Raw genomic sequence first — 17,011 nt, forward strand, 5'->3', positions numbered from 1 at the left:
AGCCTACCGACACTGGACTTGCCAGTCCACTCCTATGTCATCATGATGGACCGAGTAGTCCACCCAACCCCTCGGAAGGATGCCGATGTCCCGACTCGATTATGGTCAGCTGTTTCCCCGGATCGAGGTTCCCGCCGTCGGCGGCGCCACGATCTCCCTGCCCGGCGATCTCGCCGGGTCCTACGGCGTCATCTTGATCTACCGCGGGTCGTGGTGCCCATACTGCAATGCCCAGCTGGCCGGGTTCTCCCGCGCGCTCGACACGCTCAGTGAACTCAACGTCAAGGTGATCGCCTTGTCGGTGGATGATGAGCAGACCTCGGCTGCGCTGGTCGCCAAGCACAAGCTGCGTTTCCCGGTTGGCCATAGCGCCGACGCCGACGCGATCGCTGCGGCGACGGGTGCCTACGTCAACGACCATCCCCGTTATCTGCAATCGACGGGCTTCGTGCTGGCACCTGATGGGACGGTGCGGCTCGCGGTGTACTCGAGCGGGGCCATCGGGCGGCTGGTTGCCGACGACGTCATCGGTTTCGTCCGGTACCTGTCCGAGCACCCCGACGCGCGATGAGCAACGCCGCACACCGCTGCAGGCCGCTGCCGTGCCGCCAGACCAGCCCGACGGAACACATGCAGCCGAGCCGCCTGGTGCCCGCCGCCTCTTCCCCGGCCAAGCGGCGCGGGCGGTGAGGATGTCGAGCCCGATCCCGGCCAGCATCCGGGTGCTTATTGACGGACCGAATTACGCGCACCTGTCCACAGTTTCGGCCGGCGGTCATCCCCGCAATTGGGTGGTGTGGGTCGCGCGCGAGGACGACAACGTCCTGATCTGCACCCATGCCAAGGCCCCGAAGGCCAAGGACATGCGCCGCGACCCTCGCGTCGGCCTGTCGATCACCGCGTTCGACAACCCCTACCGGATGGCCGCCCTGCAGGGCAGGGTCATCGCAGTCCGCGACGACGCCGCCTGCCACTACATGGACCCGATCTCAATCAAATACACCGGCGCCGCCTTCCCGAGCCGCGGCCCCGGACGCGTGTGCTTTGTCATCGCGATCGACAACGCCAACCAGCACACGCTGGACTTCACCCACAACCCAACGGAAGCCGGATGAGCACCGCAACCAAAGCAACACATCGGGGCAAGACACATCGAAGTGCGGTGTGGCCCTAGCGGAAAGGGGCCGGGTCCGAACGTGGTCGACGACGACGACGCGGGCGTGGACCCTCCGGCCCCCCAACGAACTCCCCGCCCGGCACACTACGAGCCGACGAGGCGAGTGAACGCCCGCCGGCACCGAATTGATCGTCGACGGTGGGCATCTGCTCGCCCGACCTGACCATCGGCCCATCAGTAGAAGGAGATCATCATGGCCCGCACGGCCCCAGCACGATCCAAGCGCGTCACTGTCGGCGAGCAGTTCCCCACCCTGCTGCTTAGGGGACTCAACGACGAACCCGTACAGATTCCCGACCCCACGGGCGCGCTAACGCACCTGCAGTTCCGGCGTTTCGCAGGCTGCCCGGTATGCAATCTGCACCTGCGCTCGATCAGCGGACGAATCGAGGAGATCAACACCGCAGGCATCCGCGAAGTGGTGGTGTTCCACTCCACCGCCGCCGAGCTGCGCAAATACCAAGACGATATGCCCTTTGCGGTGGTCGGCGACCCCGACAAGGATCTCTACCGCCGATTCGGGGTGGAAGCCTCGACAAAAGCCCTCAGACTCGCGGCCTGGCGCGCGCTGCCCGGCGGATACTGGCACGCCATCAAGACCGCGATCGCCAAACGCCGCTCACCACTGCCCGCCTCACCGACCAACGGCAACCTCGGACTGCCCGCCGATCTGCTCATCGGGCCCGATGGACGAATCCTCGCCGCCAAGTACGGCAGCCACGCCTACGACCAATGGACGGTGGACGAAATACTCGCCACCGCACGCCAACAGTGATCGCCATCAACAACGCCCACCGGGCGCGCAGGACTTCACCCACAACCCCAAGGAAACGCGATGAGCACCCAAGCCGACACTTCGCCACGCTTCAGCGTCACACGCACCACCCCTGCACTGTGGCGGGTCACGTTCGACAACCCGCCCATCAACCTCGTCGACCCGCTGATGGTCGTCGAACTTCACCAACTCCTCACCGAAATCGAACAAGACCACCACGTTGCCGTCATCGTGTTCGAAAGCGCCAACCCCGACTTCTTCCTTAACCACGTTGACGTCGCAGCCGACCCCTCACCACTCACGGCGCTGCCCACCGCGCCCTCGCCGTTTCATCACTGGACCAATCTGCTGATCCGGATCAGCAAATTGCCAGCCGTGACGATCAGCGCCATCCGCGGCCGAGCGCGTGCCGCCGGCAGCGAGCTAGCGCTGGCCACCGACATCCGCTTCGCCAGCCGCGAACGGGCGATCCTCGGACAATTCGAAGTCGGCTTCGCCGCCATCCCAGGCGGTGGTCCATCCAGCCGGCTACCCACGATAGTCGGCCGCGGACGGGCCCTGGAGATCCTCCTCGGCGGCCACGATTTCACCGGTGAGCTGGCCGAGCGCTACGGATACGTCAACAGGGCCATCCCCGATGCCGAATTCGACGCATTCGTCGACGCATTCGCACATCGGGTGTCACGCTTCGACCTGCTCGCCCTCGCCGACATCAAACGGTTCGTGAACAACGCGTCACTACCTGCCGACGCGACCCTGCTCTCCGAAATGGACACACTCATCGGGGCCTTTGCGCGCCCCGCCGCCGCATCGATCATCGCCCAAGCACTCAAAGACGGCTTCCAACAGCCCGGCCCACTCGAGCTCACACTCGGCGACTACATCAACGACGTCCGCGCCGCGCCGGGCACACTGCCAACCCGGTGACCTGTAAGCTCCCAGCGGAGATCGAGCATCGCGGCGGGCAGCTTGGGGCTGAGGGTGAAGTCGAAGTCTTCGAAGGTGTTGTGCTGTTCGAAGCGAGCGCGACCGACTCGCCGTGCCAGGGCCGCGGTCATAGGACTCGGGTGCAAAGGTTTAATCAATAGTGGAGTACGAAAAGGAGCCGTGACGAGGAGCTATGTGACGGCGAGGCCGCCGTCCACGGCGAGAACTTGACCGGTGACCCAGTCCGAACCGGGATCGGTCAGCTTGATGATCCAGGCTGCGACGTCGTCGGGGACGCCGCGCCGCCCCAGCGGAATGGTTGCCGTCTCCAGGGCTTTGACTTCCTTTATCGCGTCCTCGCTGAGTCCCATCCTTTCCTTTAGAAATGCCGTTTCGACAGGCCCCGATGCGATCGCATTCACCCGGATGCCTGTGGAGGCCAGTTCAAGCGCCCAGCAGCGCGTGAGATGCTCGACCGCGGCTTTACTTGCCGCATAGTGAGACAAGCCAGCAGCAGGTTTCGACCCGTATGTACTGGACACATTGATGATGCTGCCGTGTGATCGGGCCAGATGCGGAAGGGCCGCCTTAGCCATGAGAGTAGGGCCGATCACGTTGATTCGGAATGTGTTGAATATTGCTTCGATCGAAACGTCGGCGAGCGCGGCGAGGACGCCCGCTCCGGCGTTGTTCACGATGACGTCTAGGCGCCCCCACCGCGCCATCGCGAAATCGATGGTCCGATAAACGTCGTCAGCATCGCCAGCATCGGCGACGAGCCCCACGATGGCTCGGTCATCGCGTGCGATGTCGTCGAGTCTGTCCTGTCGGCGGCCGGTGATAAGAACGTTGGCCCCCTGGGCGGCGTATAGTTTAGCAGCGGCGAGACCGATGCCCGCGGCGCCACCCGTGATGATCACAGTCTTCTCGGAGAATTTCGGCATAATACTTTCCCATACTTTCGAAAGTGCAAGTCCAACAACAGACCAAGCGCTGACCCCATGGTCGCGACCCGCGCGGTCGACGAGGTGATGAATGATTCAGTGACCGCAACGTTCTCGCCAGGGGTCGGCACATGCCTAACCGACCATCGGTTCCTCCATTCCGCACCGTCGACGGATCACGCATTAAGTCGAGCGTCCATGGCTCGAGATATCTGATCGACATCGAGTTCCCCGGGTTGGGAAGGATCCTGGTGGTTCATGCTCCTCCATGACGATGTTGCGGAGCTCGCTTTCCTTCTTCTTGGTGTGCTCACGCAACGGGAACGCGGTGTTGTCATACAGGCTCATCGAACCGAACAGCGCGCCGTCCTGGAACATGACGCCGAACAGTGTGCGGATGTCGTAGAGCTCCTTGGCCGAGCACTCGATGATGTTGGTGCCGTCGACGATGATCTTGCCGCGCTCGGGGCGCAGCAGACCGATCAAAGACTTCAAGTACACCGATTTACCGGTACCCGAGCCCAGCAGGACGCTGACCTCACCGGCGGGGATCTCCATCGTGACGTCTTCCCAAATTCGCTGGGCCCCAAACGACTTCGTCAACCCCTCAACCGAAACATCAATACCCACCGGACATCCCTTCGTGCATGGCGCCTATCCTCAACCGCCTTACCACCAGTTGCCTTGTGTGCTCACCCGTGAGCCACATCGGCGATGCCGATGGTGTCGCCGATCCGGGGACGACCACCGGCATATGTGGCTCTTCCTGAGTCAGATCCACGTCGTCCTCCAGTTCCGGAACGATTGGTATGAACTGGCACAAGAACGTCGCCGCCAACGAACACGGATTATCGGTGTCGGCGCGTGCCGTAGACGGCGCCGCGCATGTGAGAATCGTGGCGAGCGCACCTGCGGTAGTGGCGGCCGGAGTTCGTCCGCGCCGGAGTACTTGGGCCGCCCGGTTGCGATCGATGGTCATCGGATGGTAGCGGTCATGTCGGGGGCCATGGCTGCCAGCTGGGGAGCCCAGCTGTTCCAGTCGTGTTGCCCACCCTGGGCAATGTCAAAGTGCCCGTTGCGTCCGCCTGCGCTGCGGTAGTGGTTATAAAAGGATCGATTCGAGCCCTGCGCCTGATCGCAATGGCCGATCATCGCCGCCGGATCACTGCATGTCAGAGTGGATGGGCTGTAGACCCACAACCGGGTGTCATTGTCGACAAGCAGCGGTACGTGCACGTCAGGGTCATGCCACTTCCAACGACCTAACTGCGCGGCCCCCCACATGGCCTGGTGTTGGACGTCTCGTCAGGTGATGACGGTGGAGGGGTTTCTCGTCACTTGTGCTGAGGATGTGGTGGGAGAGGGGGCGACCCTCAAACCCGCGTTGGACAAACTCAACGGCGTACTGGCGACGCTGGACAACCGAAAAGCTGAGATCCAGCAGTCGATCAAGGGACTGAACTCCTATGCGATGAGTTTCGGCGAGGTGTTGTCCGGGGGGCCCTTCTTCAAGGCCTACATCGCCAATCTCATTCCAGGCCAATTCATTCAGCCATTTGTCGACTCCGCATTCTCCGACCTCGGGTTGGACCCCAACGTCCTGCTGCCGTCGCAACGCACCGACCCGCAGACGGGTCAGCCGGGAACCCCGGCTCTTCCGGCGCCCTACCCGCGCACCGGGCAGGCTGGCGAACCGCGGATGACGCTGCCCGACGCGATCACCGGAAACCCCGGCGACCAGGCATGTGGTCCGCCCGCAATTGCGCTACCTGGTCCCGGCTGCTATCCCTACCGGGAGCCGTCACCCGCGCCTGCGCCTGGCGGTCCACCTCCCGGTCCACCGGCGAAGCAGGTACCCGATCCCAACGCATCAACGCCGCCGACGCCAAGCCCGGTGTTCGTACCCGCACCCGGCGAACCGACGGCCTCCAGTGAGGCGGGCAATGATCAATAACCGCAGAGTCAAGGCAGCGCTGACGGCGGCGCTGGTCGTCCTCGTCGTGGTCGGGGGATACGTTGTCGTGCAATTCATTCGAGCTTCGAATCGCACGCATGTCGTTGCCTATTTCGACAACAGCAACGGCATCTTCCCCGGTGACGATGTCCGCATCCGTGGTGTCAACGTCGGCAAGATCGACAAGATCGAGCCAGAACCCACCCGGGTGAAAATCAGCTTCTGGCTGGACAGCGAGTACGCGGTTCCCGCCGACGCCAAGGCCGTGATCGTATCGCCGACGTTGGTGACCGCACGTGCCGTCCAACTCACCCCGCCCTACACCGGCGGCGCCACCCTGCAGAACGACGCGGTCATCCCCCAGGAGCGCACCGCGGTTCCGGTGGAATGGGACGACGTCCGCGTTCAGCTTGAACGCCTCACCCAGGCGTTGCAGCCCACCGAGCCTGGCGGCAGCAGCACCTTGGGAGCGTTGGTTCACACCGCCGCGGACAATCTCCGCGGTCAGGGCCCAGCGATCCGGGACGCGGTCATCAAACTGTCCCAGGCACTTTCGGCGCTCGGCGATCACAGCGGCGACATCTTCACCAGCGTCAAGAACATCGCAACGCTGGTGACCGCGCTGAAGGACAGCGCCGGACTGCTCGAGACCCTCAACGGAAACCTCGCTTCGGTCACCGGACTGCTCGCGGACGAGCCCGGCGAGGTCGCCGGCGCCGTCAAAGACCTCAATGATGTGGTCGGCAAGGTCAGCAGTTTCGTTGCAGACAACCGCGAAGCGCTGGGCACCACCTCCGACAAACTCGCATCGGTTTCGACTGCTCTGAACGAGAGCCTGGACGACATCAAACAGCTCCTGCATATCCTGCCGACGACGGCGGCCAACGCCGCCAACCTCTATCAGCCCGCACAAGGCAGCCTCACCGGCATCGCCGCGGTCAACAACTTCGCCGACCCCATCAATTTCCTGTGCGGCGCCATTCAGGCGGCATCACGCCTGGGTGCCGAACAGTCGGCGAAGCTGTGCGTGCAGTACCTGGCGCCGATCGTGAAAAACCGCCAGTACAACTTCCCGCCGCTTGGCTTCAACCCGTTCGTCGGCGCCACGGCACGCCCGAACGAGATCTCCTACAGCGAGGACTGGATGCGCCCGGATTACGTTCCGCCGCAACCGGCTCCAGCTGCGCCGCCCGCCCCACCCGGCCCCCCGTTGGCCGCCGAACAGGCAGCACCCACAGATGCGGCGGCCATAGTCGGCGGGCCGGCGCCGCAGACCACCGACCCGGCAGCCGGGCTGGCGGGAATGATGCTGCCTGCGGGGACGGGGTCATGACGATGCGCAGCTGGCGACGGATACCGGCCGCTGTCCTGACGTGCATCCTGGCGGCCACCGCGGTCGCAGGCTGTGGGTGGCGAGGGCTGAATTCCCTGCCACTCCCCGGAACCGAAGGCGGTGGGCCCGGGGCTTACACCATCCAGGCGCAGATGCCTGATGTGAACAACATCCAGCCCAATTCACGCGTGCGCGTCGGTGACGTCACGGTGGGCACAGTCACCAAAATCGAGCGCCAGGATTGGCACGCGCTGGTGACCATGAAGCTCAACGGCGATGTCACGCTACCCGCCAATTCGACAGTGACACTGGGCCAGACGGCATTGCTGGGATCGCTGCACATCGAGCTGGCGCCGCCGACCGACGAAGCGCCTGAGGGCAGGCTTCATCAGGGCTCGCTGATACCGCTGTCATCGGGAAAGGCCTACCCATCGACCGAGCAGACACTGGCGACCGCCTCGTTGCTGCTCAATGGCGGAGGTATCGCCAAGGTACAGGACATCACCACCGCGCTGAGCACCGCGTTATCCGGGCGGGAGGGAGACCTCCGCAGCCTGATGGATCAGTTGAACACATTCGTCACCCGGGTCAACGATCAAACCGGCGACATCATCGCGGCCAGCGACAGTCTCAACCGCCTGCTGGGCCAATTCGCCGAGCAGAAGCCGGTTCTCGACAAGGGCCTTGACACAATCCCCGACGCCCTGGCGGTGGTCAATCGAGAACGGGAGAATCTCATCGACGCGGTCGACCAGTTGGGCAAATTCAGCGCGCTGGCTGCCGATTCGGTCAACAAGACCAAAGCACCGTTGGTCCAGGAACTCAAAGACCTTGGGCCGGTGCTGGAATCACTGGCCAACGCCGGCCCGGCGCTGACACATGCGTTGGACCTGATACCCACGTTCCCGTTCCCGAAATCCACCTTGACCAAGTGGTTCCGCGGCGACTACGCCAACGTGAGTCTGGTCGTCGACCTGACGCTGAGCCGGATCGACAGCTCCATCTTCACCGGAACCAGATGGGAATGCGATCTGACATGGCTGGAGATGCAGTGGGGCCGAACCATTGGCCAGCTGCCCAGTCCGTGCACCAACAGTGCGCCGCCCAACGGCGCCGGTAACCCCCTACTGGCGCCCTACCGCTACAACCAGGGACCGTAACCGTGTATCTCAGCAAGCTGGTCAGACGCCAACTGTCGGTCTTCTCCGTCGTCGCAGTCGTCGCCGGAGGCACGATGGCCATCGGATACCTCGACCTGCCCAAGGCGCTGTTCGGAATCGGCCACTACCAGGTGACGGTGAACCTGCCATCGTCTGGGGGGCTGTACAAAGACGGCAACGTCACCTACCGCGGGGTTGAAGTCGGCCGCGTTGAGGACGTTCGGCTCAACGGCGGCGGAGTCGACGCGGTGCTGTCATTGAAGTCTGACACCAAGATTCCCGCCAACGTCGACGCCAATGTGCACAGTCAGACAGCTGTCGGCGAGTTGTTCATCGAGCTCGTCCCCCGCTCCGGCGACGGCCCCAAGCTCAAGGACGGTGACGTCATACCTGCCGACCACGCAACGCTGCCCCCCGATATCAACACCCTGCTGGCTCAGACCAACGCCGGACTGCAAGCCATCCCCCACGGCGATCTCAAGACTGTGATCGACGAGTCCTACACGGCGATAGGAGGATTAGGGCCAGAACTGGCGCGCATCGTCAAGGGGGCAACTACCCTTGCCGCCGATGCGCGCGCAAACCTCGACTCGCTGACCACCGTGATCGATCAATCCAAGCCCGTGCTGGACAGTCAGATCAACTCCTCGGACTCGATCCGGGCCTGGGCGGCCAACGTCGCTGAGGTCACCCGCCAACTGCAAGAACAGGATCCCGCGCTGAAAGGCGTGCTGGACAGAGGGCCTGCCGCAACAACCGAAGCACGCCAGCTGATTGACCGGCTCAAACCCACGCTGCCCGTGGTCCTGGCCAACCTCGTCAACCTCGAACAGGTGGCAGTCACCTACCAACCCAGTCTCGAACAGATCCCTGTCCTGTTCCCCAAGGACATCGAAATGCTCCAGGCGGCCCAACTCGCCAACCGCGATACCAAGCAGGACTACAAGGGACTGTTCCTGTCGTTCAACCTCAACGCCAACCTCCCTCCGCCGTGCACCACCGGTTTCCTCCCCGCTCAACAGGTACGCTCGCCCAGCGAAGTGGACTATCCCGAACGGCCGGCGGGCGACATGTACTGCCGGGTGCCGCAAGACTCGGCGTTGGACGTGCGCGGTGCGCGTAACGCCCCATGCATCACACGCCCAGGCAAGCGTGCACCCACCGTCAAGTTGTGCGAGAGCGACGAGGACTATGTGCCTCTCAACGACGGCTACAACTGGAAGGGCGACCCGAATGCCACGCTGTCCGGCCAGTCGGTACCCCAGCAGCCGCCGGGGACGCCGCCACCAGCCGGTCCCCCCGCACCGCCACCCATCGCGGTCGCCCAGTATGACCCCGCAACCGGCACGTACACCGGGCCCGACGGTAAGCAGTACACGCAGACCGATCTCGCTCGGGACGGGCGGCCGCGCGCGTGGCAGGACTTGCTCATCCCACGCGGTGGTGACTGATCGATCCGACGTGGAGCGCAGCGCATGCGAGCTACACCAATGTTCTAGGTAAAAACGTGAGATGTGTTGATGGGCATTAATACCCAATCGGTCGAAGACGCTCTTTGGACGCCGGAGGTGGCTAACCGATTGCAGGTCGAAACCCTGACCGGCACCCCTCGTCTAAACCTACGGCCACATCAATCCCACACGATTCCAGATCGGGTAACCCCTTGAAAAGGACGAGTAAACCATGAGCTATGTCGCCGCGGCCGGCGAATTCAATCGCGACACCAACTACATCAGCAGCCGCATCACCGCTGACGGCCGCGACGGCTATCCCGTCGAACCAGGCCGCTACCGCCTGATCGTCGCGCGGGCCTGTCCGTGGGCCAACCGCACGATCATTGTGCGACGACTGCTCGGCCTGGAAAAGGTTCTGTCTATTGGCTTTTGCGGACCAACGCACGATACACGCAGCTGGACCTTCGACCTCGACCCAGGTGGCCTCGACCCAGTGCTGAAGATCCATTTCTTACGCGACGCATACAACAAGCGCATACCGGACTATCCGAAGGGAGTCACGGTGCCCGCGATCGTGGACGCGCCGACGGGCGCAGTGGTCACCAACGACTTCGCCCAAATGACCGTGGACTTCTCGACGCAGTGGACCCATTTCCATCGCGAGGGCGCCCCCCAGCTCTATCCCGAGCGACGGCGCGACGAGATCGACGACGTCGCTCAGCGCATCTACACCGAGGTCAACGACGGCGTCTACCAATGCGGGTTCGCGAGCTCACAGGATGCATACGACAGAGCCTACGACCGATTATTCAGCGCACTCGATTGGCTTTCTGAGCGCCTACAGACCCAACGCTATCTCGTAGGCGACACCATCACCGAGGCAGACATCCGGCTGTTCACCACACTGGCCCGATTTGACTCCGTATATCACGGCCACTTCAAATGCAATCGGTCGAAACTCACAGAGATGCCGACGCTGTGGGCCTACGCGCGGGATCTGTTCCAGACACCGGGCTTTGGCGACACCATCGACTTCGTGCAGACCAAGCAGCACTACTACATCGTGCACACGGATATCAATCCGACACAAGTCGTGCCGAAGGGTCCTGACCTGTCAAACTGGCTCACGCCGCACGGCCGGGAAGAGTTAGGCGGTAGGCCGTTTGGAGACGGCACACCACCTGAGTCGACTCCCGAGGGGGAACACATGCCCGACGGGCCCGAAGCCCGATAGTGTCAGACGGTCTCGACACACCAGACAGCACGGCGTACCTGCTCCAGCTCACAGACCTCGTCCTCGCACATACAGTCCTCGCGGCCGCGCATTCGAGCTGTCTGAGTCGCGGTCATAGCGCTTCACTGCCACCACACACTCCTCGGGCGTGGTATGCCAGCCACCGTAAAGCGTTAAATCCCAGAGCCCACCCGCGAATGGGATGCTCTTGATCCGAATGGGATGCTCTTGATGTTGTCGGCGTTCCAGTCCTTGGCTACCTCATCGGCCCTGACCAGTCGGGTGACACCGGGCTCCACCGAGAAGTTGACGATGTCGGCGGGCTTGCGGTCGACAACGGCGCGCGGCTGATCACCCGAGGCGCCGTAGTAGAACGTGGTCACGGCCACTCCCCTGCCCTCCGGCGTGGCGGCGAAGGCGTGGATGGTCTTGCTCCAGCCGGGCTTCGGCGCGGCGTGGGCACCACGCGTAGCGTCGTCTCACCGGTCGGCCGCTTGTCGCCACCGGCGACATCACCTGGCGGCCCCCCGCCGTATCCCGCGAGCAGGGTTGCGGTAACGGCCAATGCGGCTGCGCTGCCCCATGACTTGCTGATGTGCCTCATGAACCGCTCGATGTGGTTTAACGGCAGCGGCCGCCCGCCGCGTCGCGTGCCCGACAGCAGCAAGGTTATTCGGGGTAGGGCAGTGATTCGGCGGCACGTTCGATCTGCAGCAGGCTGCGGCTGGTTGTCATGCGAGTCGATTCCTCACTGCTGAGCGCGCGCACGGTTTCGATCTGCACCTGCACGACCACTCCCTCCTCGGCGGCCAGCCGCGCGGCGGCGGCGAGGGTGTCGGGGTCGCTGACGTTGACCGCCAGAGGGGTTTTGGTGCCTGACGGGGTGAGGTATAGGCTGCCGAGGCTGCGGCGGAAACCGTCGATGGTGCCGATCGCCCATCCGCGTTCGCTGTCGTAGTTGTAGTTTTTCAGTTCGCTGCCAAGCAGCGCGGCTCCGGCCTGGGTGAAGGCGACTTCGGTAGATCCGAGGCCGCGCTGGCGTATCTGTCCGGCGATGTCCCATCCAGCTGTTCTCATTGCGGATGTGGAGCGCAGCAGGCCTCGTCGCGCTTTGATCGGTAGGTCACGCACGTCGCTGCCGACTCCGGCGGCACTGGAGCTAGCGTTGGTGAACAGCCGGGCGATTGTGCGCAGCGCCTCCGAATCGGGGCTTGAGGCGAATTGGCTTGTGCCGCCGAGTGGTACATGCTTCGCATCTCCGTCAAGTGGGGCGTCGGCGCGCAGCACAACCCGCACCGAGCCGGGACCGAGCCCGTGTATGAGAAGGTTTCGATTCAGCGCGTTCAGTTGAAGTCTCTCTCGAACGATCGCTTTGGTGGCGTCGTTGACTCCGGCGACGAAGGTTGCGAGTTTGTCCGCGCGGGTGGCATGGCCCCGCACCCCGGCGCCCTCCAAGTGCAGGTCGAGCTCGACTTGTTCAGGCGCGGTTTCTTCGGCCCAGACGCGTTCTGCGGCCGGATCACCTTGTACCGTGCCCGAATACAGCTGGCCGAGTGCGAAATCCGCGGTGTCGGGGAAATGCTCGTATTCATAGCGGATGGCGGCTCGAAGCAGGTCGTCGTCGCTGAGGCCGGAGAGGTGGCCGAGACCGGTCATTGATCGATCACCTCCACGAAGCCCTTTGTCGCACTGTCGATTATCTCACCATCGGGGCCGATCACCCGTGACCACCACCGGCGTTGCCGCTCAACGGCATATGGGTTGTCGCGGTTCACCACCAGGGCGTCGGTGAGCCCGCCCATGCAATGCAGCTTGTCTGTCTGCACAACCAGGTCACTGTGCCCGAGGGTGCCGGTGACCGAGCCGAGAGTCCACAGCGGCAGTGCGGCATCACCGTGTACCTGCTCCAACGCGTGAGCTGGCACCAGACAGGCGAAATCGCCGTCGCCGGGCGTGTCGTCTTTATAGGTGCAGAAGCCGCCGCTGAGCCAAATCGTGATCTCGTGACGATAGAACAACTGTCTGACAAGGGTGATGTGAATCCGGATCGCATCCAGAATCAAGCCACGCCGCTCGCGCGTGTGATCGGCAGCGTCATCGACGAATCGAGAGCGTACCTCGTCCAACGTCGCCCGATGGATGCCCGGCGGTAGTGTTCCGTGCTCGCCCATGCAGCGCGGAAGCATGTCTACCCCCCGTCGACGTCGATCCGCTCCTTCGTCCTGGTGCGAATGTACGCAGGCCAGGGGTCCCCGGCCGCGGCGGCCTCGTCCAGTTCGGCGTCGGTCATCTCCTCCGGCGGCTTGCCGTGCCAGGACGGAGGCATCGCGCTGGTGTTGCTCAAAATGTCCAGCGTCTCGTCGATGCAGCGCATCGCATCCTGTGCGGCGGCCACGAGTTGGCCCGTCGCGGGCTGAGCAACGTCGACCGCGCTCAACGCGGCCCCAAGCCGTTGCCGCGCATCGACGAGGTTGGTCAGGTCGCTGCGGGTCGCCACCGCGCCGGTGTCGTCGGCGATGAATGCCCGAATCAGCTCGTCGATCGCCTTGCACTGGCGGGTGTTCATGCGCTGGGCCTCAGACGGCGGCTCATACCCCACCGCACCCGGCGCCCTCACCCCAGCCGCCGCGAACGCGGTATTCTCCGACACGTCGGCCAGGTAGGCGATCGCCCGAATCGACGCATCCGAGGGCCGGGTGGCATACGTGCCCTGCCGCAGCCGGTTCAGCGTCGCGTGCGAAATGTCATGCCCGCCGTGTTGCGCCAGCTCGGCTAGCCTGCGCCCGGACGCCCCACCGTAACGTTGCGCGGCGACGTCGATCAAATCGATCAGCGATCTGCTGGTCTTACCCATAGTCAGCCCACCGCCCATTAGCTCGGTCTGTTGACGCGTCTGTATGTTCGCGCGACACCTAGTGTTCTGCCACTTGTAACGTGAGTCAAGCGCAACACACCGCATCGGCGGGCCTGCAATCGAACTACAACCCTGTAACCTGCCTCACGTGTCAGACGCCACTCGCCTTTCGGGTGGTCGCTCGGTGCTTGGAGCGGGGGCGGCTTTGCACGTCGTCACGTTCGGGCCACAGCCGTCGGCCCAGGGCCTGTTCCAGGCGGGCCAGGGAGCCGATGTCGCAGAGCACGGTGCCGGCCAGGATCCGTCCGATGGTGGTGTGGGCCACTCCGCTGGTCGCCGCGAGTGCTCGCTGGCCGGTGGCGGTCTCGGTCATGGCTGCGCGCAATGCACGCGCGAGCTGCTGCGCGGCAGGTGCCGACGGTGGCGCGTCGGGGTCCAGGTCGGCGTCCGGCCAGAACCCCCGCAAGACGTATGCGCTCGGTGGGCGGTCACCATTGCTGCGCGACACAGGCCCACGATATCCCGCCCCACCGTCGCCGCAGGCCGACGTGTCGGACCCCTCTGCTCCAATGGTGCATACACGCACCACTTGGGAAGGGGTCACCATGATGATCCAGCTGTCATCAACGGCGGCGCCGCATGCTGAGGCCCGGGGTGCAGCTGCTGCTGCCGCTGCAGTGGGGGCCGGCCATGGCTGACGGGAGCCTGGCCGCGGCGGTGCAGGCGGTGACCGGTGCGTGGATCGCCGATGGGGTGCTGGCCGCGCAGACGCTGGACAAGTTCGGTCTGCTGATCCGCCGATTCAGCCGATTCGCCGCAGTGCACGACGTCACCACCCTCGCCGCAGTCGATCACGCGCTGGTCGCGAAATTCGTTGCGGCCAAAGGCCGTACCCGCCACGGTGTCGTATCGGACGCGGCGGTGGCGACCATGCACAACCGCCGTGCGGCGCTGCGCGCGTTCTTTCGCACCGCGCGCCGGCTGCGGCTGACGCTGGACGACCCGACTATCGACATCGCCGTCCCCGCCCGACAGTCGTCCTGCCAGCGCCCACTGTCCGAGGATGAGGCCGCGCTGGTGCGGTTGTTTTCCGAACGCACCGCCCCGACTCGGCACGCCGCGACCGCGGCGTTGCTACTCGCCGGCGCGCACACCTCCGAGCTGGGACACATCACCGCCGCCGATCTGGATCCACAGGCCGCAACCGTGTGGATGCACGGCTCGAGCAAGTATCGCCCCCGCACACTGACGCTGGACCGCTGGTCGATGCGAGTGCTTTCCGAGCGCGCCGCCCACCTCACCCGCCCGCTACCCAGCCCCAAACCCTCGCCGGTGTTGTGCACCGGCGCCGGCGGAAGCGACGCACATAAGCAGGCCCGGGTGTGCGTGACCGTGCGCGAAATCCTCTCCCGCGCCGAGCTATCCGACGACTCCGGGGTGCGGCCGGCATCGCTGACCGCCTTCGCGGCGCGCCGCGAGTTCGACCGCACCGGCCGCATCGAAGACGCCGCGCGTCTCATCGGCTCACCCTCGCTGGACACCACCGCCGCCCTCATCGGCTACCACTGGCATGACCGGGCGGGCCCGTTATGAACCCCAAAGACCGGTCCCGTAAAAAGGCCGGCGCCTACGGCGCCGAACGCATCAAGCAACGCGAGCTGCGCCGGGTCGAAACGCCAATGGATCTCACGCTGCTGGAGATCGACACCATCGAGGCGATCGCCTCCCACGAGGTCATCTATCAACTCGCCGCGGTCCTGCCCGTCCACGAGCCGGGAACCCCGGGCCGGCGTCCGCACTACCCCCCATGGGTGCACGTGCTGCACAAGGCCCTAGCCGGGGTGCTGGGCTCGCACAGCAAGGCCGCCCGCGCGATGGCCCACCCCACCTACTGGCGCACCATCCGCCACCGGGCCGCCAAACATCAGCCACCAAGGGCGCCGCGGCGCCCACCACAGCGCTGGCACCACAACTACGCCCAACGGCTACTCGACGAGTACACCGACAAGCTGCTTGACACGTTTCGCCTGCTCGCGCGGCGGCTCGCGCGCGAACTCGGTTGTCTCGACCCAGACGCTGGGGTGTCCCACACCAGCCCGGCGCGCGGGCAGTACGTCGTCGGCGATGGCACCGTTGTCGCCGCACCAGTGCGCAAGGCCACCGCCGACCACTGGGCCGAACAAGGCGGACGCCACGTGCACGCCGGCATCGAAGCCCAAAACGGCGACAGCGACACCGAATTCCGCTACGGCACCAAGTTCGCCATGCTCAGTACCCGCCCCGACACCATCCGCAACAACAGGGTCATCCTCGACGTCGACGCCGTGCCAGCGGGCAAGGGCTACGGCGGTGAAGCTCGTGTCGCTCTCGACATGATCGACCGCGTCGTCGCCGACGCCGACGTACGGTGTGACGGCGTCTGCTACGACGGAGCGTTCCGCGGCAAGCACATCGACCGCGCCATGAAGCTCGGGTTGACCGTGCTCTCACCGATGCACGACAGCACCCGCGTACCCACCGCATTCGCCCGACTCGAGTGCTCGTGCGGCGACGTTCATGACCTGTGGACCGAAGATGGACGGATCTGCGAACGCCAGATCCTCGACGCCGGCGACAGACACATGCAGCCCTGCCCGGTGGCCAAGATCTACCCGCGCGGCAACGCCGACGACAGCCACCGCTGGTACATCGAGTTCGCCACCCCATCCTGCGGCACGGTGCATCGTACGCGTATCGACACCACCGACGCCGACCGCAGCTGCGGCTACAACCGCGCCGAGCACCTACGCCAGCACGTCAAGACCGACGACCGCGGCAGCGTCTACGACCGTTGCTATGGCTGGCGCGAAGACAGCGAAAGCCTCAACAACACCCTCGACCGCACCCTCTATGGCGGGCGGATGATCGCTTTTGCTGCGGTTCGCCAGTTGACCGTGATGCTCGGATTCGCTTTGGGCCGAAACGCAATAGCGGCTTACCTGCACCGCCGACGACACCCCGAAGAGCGAACTGCCTAACGCCGCCACCACGACAGCGAGGCTCACTCAGGCCGGCCACGGACGCCAGCGCGTCGCGTGGCTATCGTCGCGCCCGCTACACTCACACCCGCTACTCCCCGACGACCAGCTAATTCGCCGGGAACAACACCAGGACGCCACGAACACCGCCGAAAACCACCCCGCGCTCCCACCGGCTAGGT

At 64.6% G+C, this 17,011-nt stretch carries 16 protein-coding genes and 5 pseudogenes; 11 read left to right on the forward strand and 10 right to left on the reverse strand.

Annotation, left to right across the window (positions count from 1 at the left end):
* Positions 1–85 precede the first annotated feature (85 nt).
* The 4 genes from BST47_RS26070 to BST47_RS26085 all read left to right on the forward strand — a co-directional run bounded on the left by BST47_RS26070 (position 86) and on the right by BST47_RS26085 (position 2,879).
* The gene (locus tag BST47_RS26070; RefSeq protein ID WP_033718792.1) at positions 86–571 is read left to right on the forward strand and encodes a peroxiredoxin family protein; all 486 of its coding nucleotides are present in this window, start codon (positions 86–88) and stop codon (positions 569–571) included.
* A gap of 121 nt (positions 572–692) precedes the next feature.
* On the forward strand, positions 693–1,115 hold the full coding sequence (locus tag BST47_RS30800; protein ID WP_023363460.1) for a pyridoxamine 5'-phosphate oxidase family protein: 423 nt from the start codon (positions 693–695) through the stop codon (positions 1,113–1,115).
* 255 nt (positions 1,116–1,370) lie between these two features.
* Positions 1,371–1,952, forward strand: a complete 582-nt coding sequence (locus BST47_RS26080; protein WP_023363462.1) for a peroxiredoxin-like family protein — start codon at positions 1,371–1,373, stop codon at positions 1,950–1,952.
* A 60-nt stretch (positions 1,953–2,012) separates the two neighbouring features.
* Entirely contained in the window at positions 2,013–2,879 is an 867-nt protein-coding gene (locus BST47_RS26085; RefSeq protein WP_023363464.1) for an enoyl-CoA hydratase/isomerase family protein, read from the forward strand.
* Here the strand turns inward: BST47_RS26085 and BST47_RS31770 are convergent.
* From BST47_RS31770 to BST47_RS26105, 4 genes and pseudogenes are all read right to left on the reverse strand, one after another.
* A pseudogene (locus tag BST47_RS31770) lies at positions 2,870–3,007 on the reverse strand (ATP-binding protein); the annotation flags it as partial. The gene BST47_RS26085 and the pseudogene BST47_RS31770 overlap by 10 nt on opposite strands.
* A 63-nt stretch (positions 3,008–3,070) precedes the next feature.
* On the reverse strand, positions 3,071–3,823 hold the full coding sequence (locus BST47_RS26095) for an SDR family NAD(P)-dependent oxidoreductase (protein ID WP_023363468.1): 753 nt from the start codon (positions 3,821–3,823) through the stop codon (positions 3,071–3,073).
* 246 nt (positions 3,824–4,069) lie between these two features.
* Positions 4,070–4,453: pseudogene (locus BST47_RS26100) on the reverse strand (ATP-binding cassette domain-containing protein); the annotation flags it as partial.
* 345 nt (positions 4,454–4,798) lie between these two features.
* Positions 4,799–5,122: pseudogene (locus BST47_RS26105) on the reverse strand (alpha/beta hydrolase-fold protein); the annotation flags it as partial.
* Between the two features lie 70 nt (positions 5,123–5,192).
* On the opposite strand from BST47_RS26105, the pseudogene BST47_RS26110 reads away from it, so the two are divergent.
* From BST47_RS26110 to BST47_RS26130, 5 genes and pseudogenes are all read left to right on the forward strand, one after another.
* Positions 5,193–5,777, forward strand: a pseudogene (locus tag BST47_RS26110) (mammalian cell entry protein); the annotation flags it as partial.
* The gene (locus BST47_RS26115; protein ID WP_023363473.1) at positions 5,767–7,110 is read left to right on the forward strand and encodes an MCE family protein; all 1,344 of its coding nucleotides are present in this window, start codon (positions 5,767–5,769) and stop codon (positions 7,108–7,110) included. The pseudogene BST47_RS26110 and the gene BST47_RS26115, both read left to right, overlap by 11 nt.
* A 2-nt stretch (positions 7,111–7,112) precedes the next feature.
* Complete coding sequence (locus tag BST47_RS26120) at positions 7,113–8,270, forward strand: virulence factor Mce family protein (protein ID WP_079457956.1); 1,158 nt, start codon at positions 7,113–7,115, stop codon at positions 8,268–8,270.
* A 2-nt stretch (positions 8,271–8,272) separates the two neighbouring features.
* Complete coding sequence (locus BST47_RS26125) at positions 8,273–9,721, forward strand: MCE family protein (RefSeq protein ID WP_083128744.1); 1,449 nt, start codon at positions 8,273–8,275, stop codon at positions 9,719–9,721.
* Positions 9,722–9,953: 232 nt separating this feature from the next.
* Entirely contained in the window at positions 9,954–10,958 is a 1,005-nt protein-coding gene (locus BST47_RS26130) for a glutathione S-transferase family protein (protein ID WP_023363479.1), read from the forward strand.
* A 48-nt stretch (positions 10,959–11,006) separates the two neighbouring features.
* On the opposite strand, the gene BST47_RS31710 is transcribed toward BST47_RS26130, so the two are convergent.
* The 6 genes and pseudogenes from BST47_RS31710 to BST47_RS26155 form a co-directional block, all read right to left on the reverse strand.
* On the reverse strand, positions 11,007–11,207 hold the full coding sequence (locus BST47_RS31710; RefSeq protein WP_418303276.1) for a deazapurine DNA modification protein DpdA family protein: 201 nt from the start codon (positions 11,205–11,207) through the stop codon (positions 11,007–11,009).
* Positions 11,159–11,562, reverse strand: a pseudogene (locus tag BST47_RS26135) (sulfate ABC transporter substrate-binding protein); the annotation flags it as partial. The gene BST47_RS31710 and the pseudogene BST47_RS26135, both read right to left, overlap by 49 nt.
* Positions 11,563–11,627: 65 nt before the next feature.
* Positions 11,628–12,614 (reverse strand): hypothetical protein, encoded by a 987-nt coding sequence (locus BST47_RS26140; protein ID WP_023363483.1) that lies wholly within the window; start codon positions 12,612–12,614, stop codon positions 11,628–11,630.
* Positions 12,611–13,129, reverse strand: coding sequence for a DUF6932 family protein (locus BST47_RS26145; protein WP_023363485.1), 519 nt, complete (start codon positions 13,127–13,129; stop codon positions 12,611–12,613). Before BST47_RS26145 ends, BST47_RS26140 begins: the two co-directional genes overlap by 4 nt.
* Positions 13,130–13,146: 17 nt before the next feature.
* Complete coding sequence (locus BST47_RS31310; protein ID WP_023363487.1) at positions 13,147–13,812, reverse strand: hypothetical protein; 666 nt, start codon at positions 13,810–13,812, stop codon at positions 13,147–13,149.
* A 151-nt stretch (positions 13,813–13,963) separates the two neighbouring features.
* Positions 13,964–14,320: a helix-turn-helix domain-containing protein gene (locus BST47_RS26155; protein ID WP_023363488.1), complete on the reverse strand. Its 357-nt coding sequence runs from the start codon at positions 14,318–14,320 to the stop codon at positions 13,964–13,966.
* Between the two features lie 131 nt (positions 14,321–14,451).
* On the opposite strand from BST47_RS26155, the gene BST47_RS26160 reads away from it, so the two are divergent.
* Positions 14,452–15,405, forward strand: a complete 954-nt coding sequence (locus BST47_RS26160) for a site-specific integrase (protein ID WP_225332378.1) — start codon at positions 14,452–14,454, stop codon at positions 15,403–15,405.
* On the forward strand, positions 15,402–16,829 hold the full coding sequence (locus BST47_RS31315) for a hypothetical protein (RefSeq protein ID WP_023363492.1): 1,428 nt from the start codon (positions 15,402–15,404) through the stop codon (positions 16,827–16,829). The genes BST47_RS26160 and BST47_RS31315 overlap by 4 nt, the downstream gene beginning before the upstream one ends.
* Positions 16,830–17,011 lie beyond the last annotated feature (182 nt).

It is taken from the genome of Mycolicibacterium tusciae (assembly GCF_002086795.1).
In the GTDB taxonomy this organism is placed as follows: Bacteria; Actinomycetota; Actinomycetes; order Mycobacteriales; family Mycobacteriaceae; genus Mycobacterium; species Mycobacterium tusciae.

Bases quoted from the DNA above. Each gene is read 5' to 3' on its own strand.
- BST47_RS26070 (WP_033718792.1), top strand. From the start codon at position 86: ATGTCCCGACTCGATTATGGTCAGCTGTTTCCCCGGATCGAGGTTCCC.
- BST47_RS30800 (WP_023363460.1), top strand. From the start codon at position 693: ATGTCGAGCCCGATCCCGGCCAGCATCCGGGTGCTTATTGACGGACCG.
- BST47_RS26080 (WP_023363462.1), top strand. From the start codon at position 1,371: ATGGCCCGCACGGCCCCAGCACGATCCAAGCGCGTCACTGTCGGCGAG.
- BST47_RS26085 (WP_023363464.1), top strand. From the start codon at position 2,013: ATGAGCACCCAAGCCGACACTTCGCCACGCTTCAGCGTCACACGCACC.
- BST47_RS26095 (WP_023363468.1), bottom strand. From the start codon at position 3,823: ATGCCGAAATTCTCCGAGAAGACTGTGATCATCACGGGTGGCGCCGCG.
- BST47_RS26115 (WP_023363473.1), top strand. From the start codon at position 5,767: ATGATCAATAACCGCAGAGTCAAGGCAGCGCTGACGGCGGCGCTGGTC.
- BST47_RS26120 (WP_079457956.1), top strand. From the start codon at position 7,113: ATGCGCAGCTGGCGACGGATACCGGCCGCTGTCCTGACGTGCATCCTG.
- BST47_RS26130 (WP_023363479.1), top strand. From the start codon at position 9,954: ATGAGCTATGTCGCCGCGGCCGGCGAATTCAATCGCGACACCAACTAC.
- BST47_RS26140 (WP_023363483.1), bottom strand. From the start codon at position 12,614: ATGACCGGTCTCGGCCACCTCTCCGGCCTCAGCGACGACGACCTGCTT.
- BST47_RS26145 (WP_023363485.1), bottom strand. From the start codon at position 13,129: ATGGGCGAGCACGGAACACTACCGCCGGGCATCCATCGGGCGACGTTG.
- BST47_RS31310 (WP_023363487.1), bottom strand. From the start codon at position 13,812: ATGGGTAAGACCAGCAGATCGCTGATCGATTTGATCGACGTCGCCGCG.
- BST47_RS26160 (WP_225332378.1), top strand. From the start codon at position 14,452: ATGCTGAGGCCCGGGGTGCAGCTGCTGCTGCCGCTGCAGTGGGGGCCG.
- BST47_RS31315 (WP_023363492.1), top strand. From the start codon at position 15,402: ATGAACCCCAAAGACCGGTCCCGTAAAAAGGCCGGCGCCTACGGCGCC.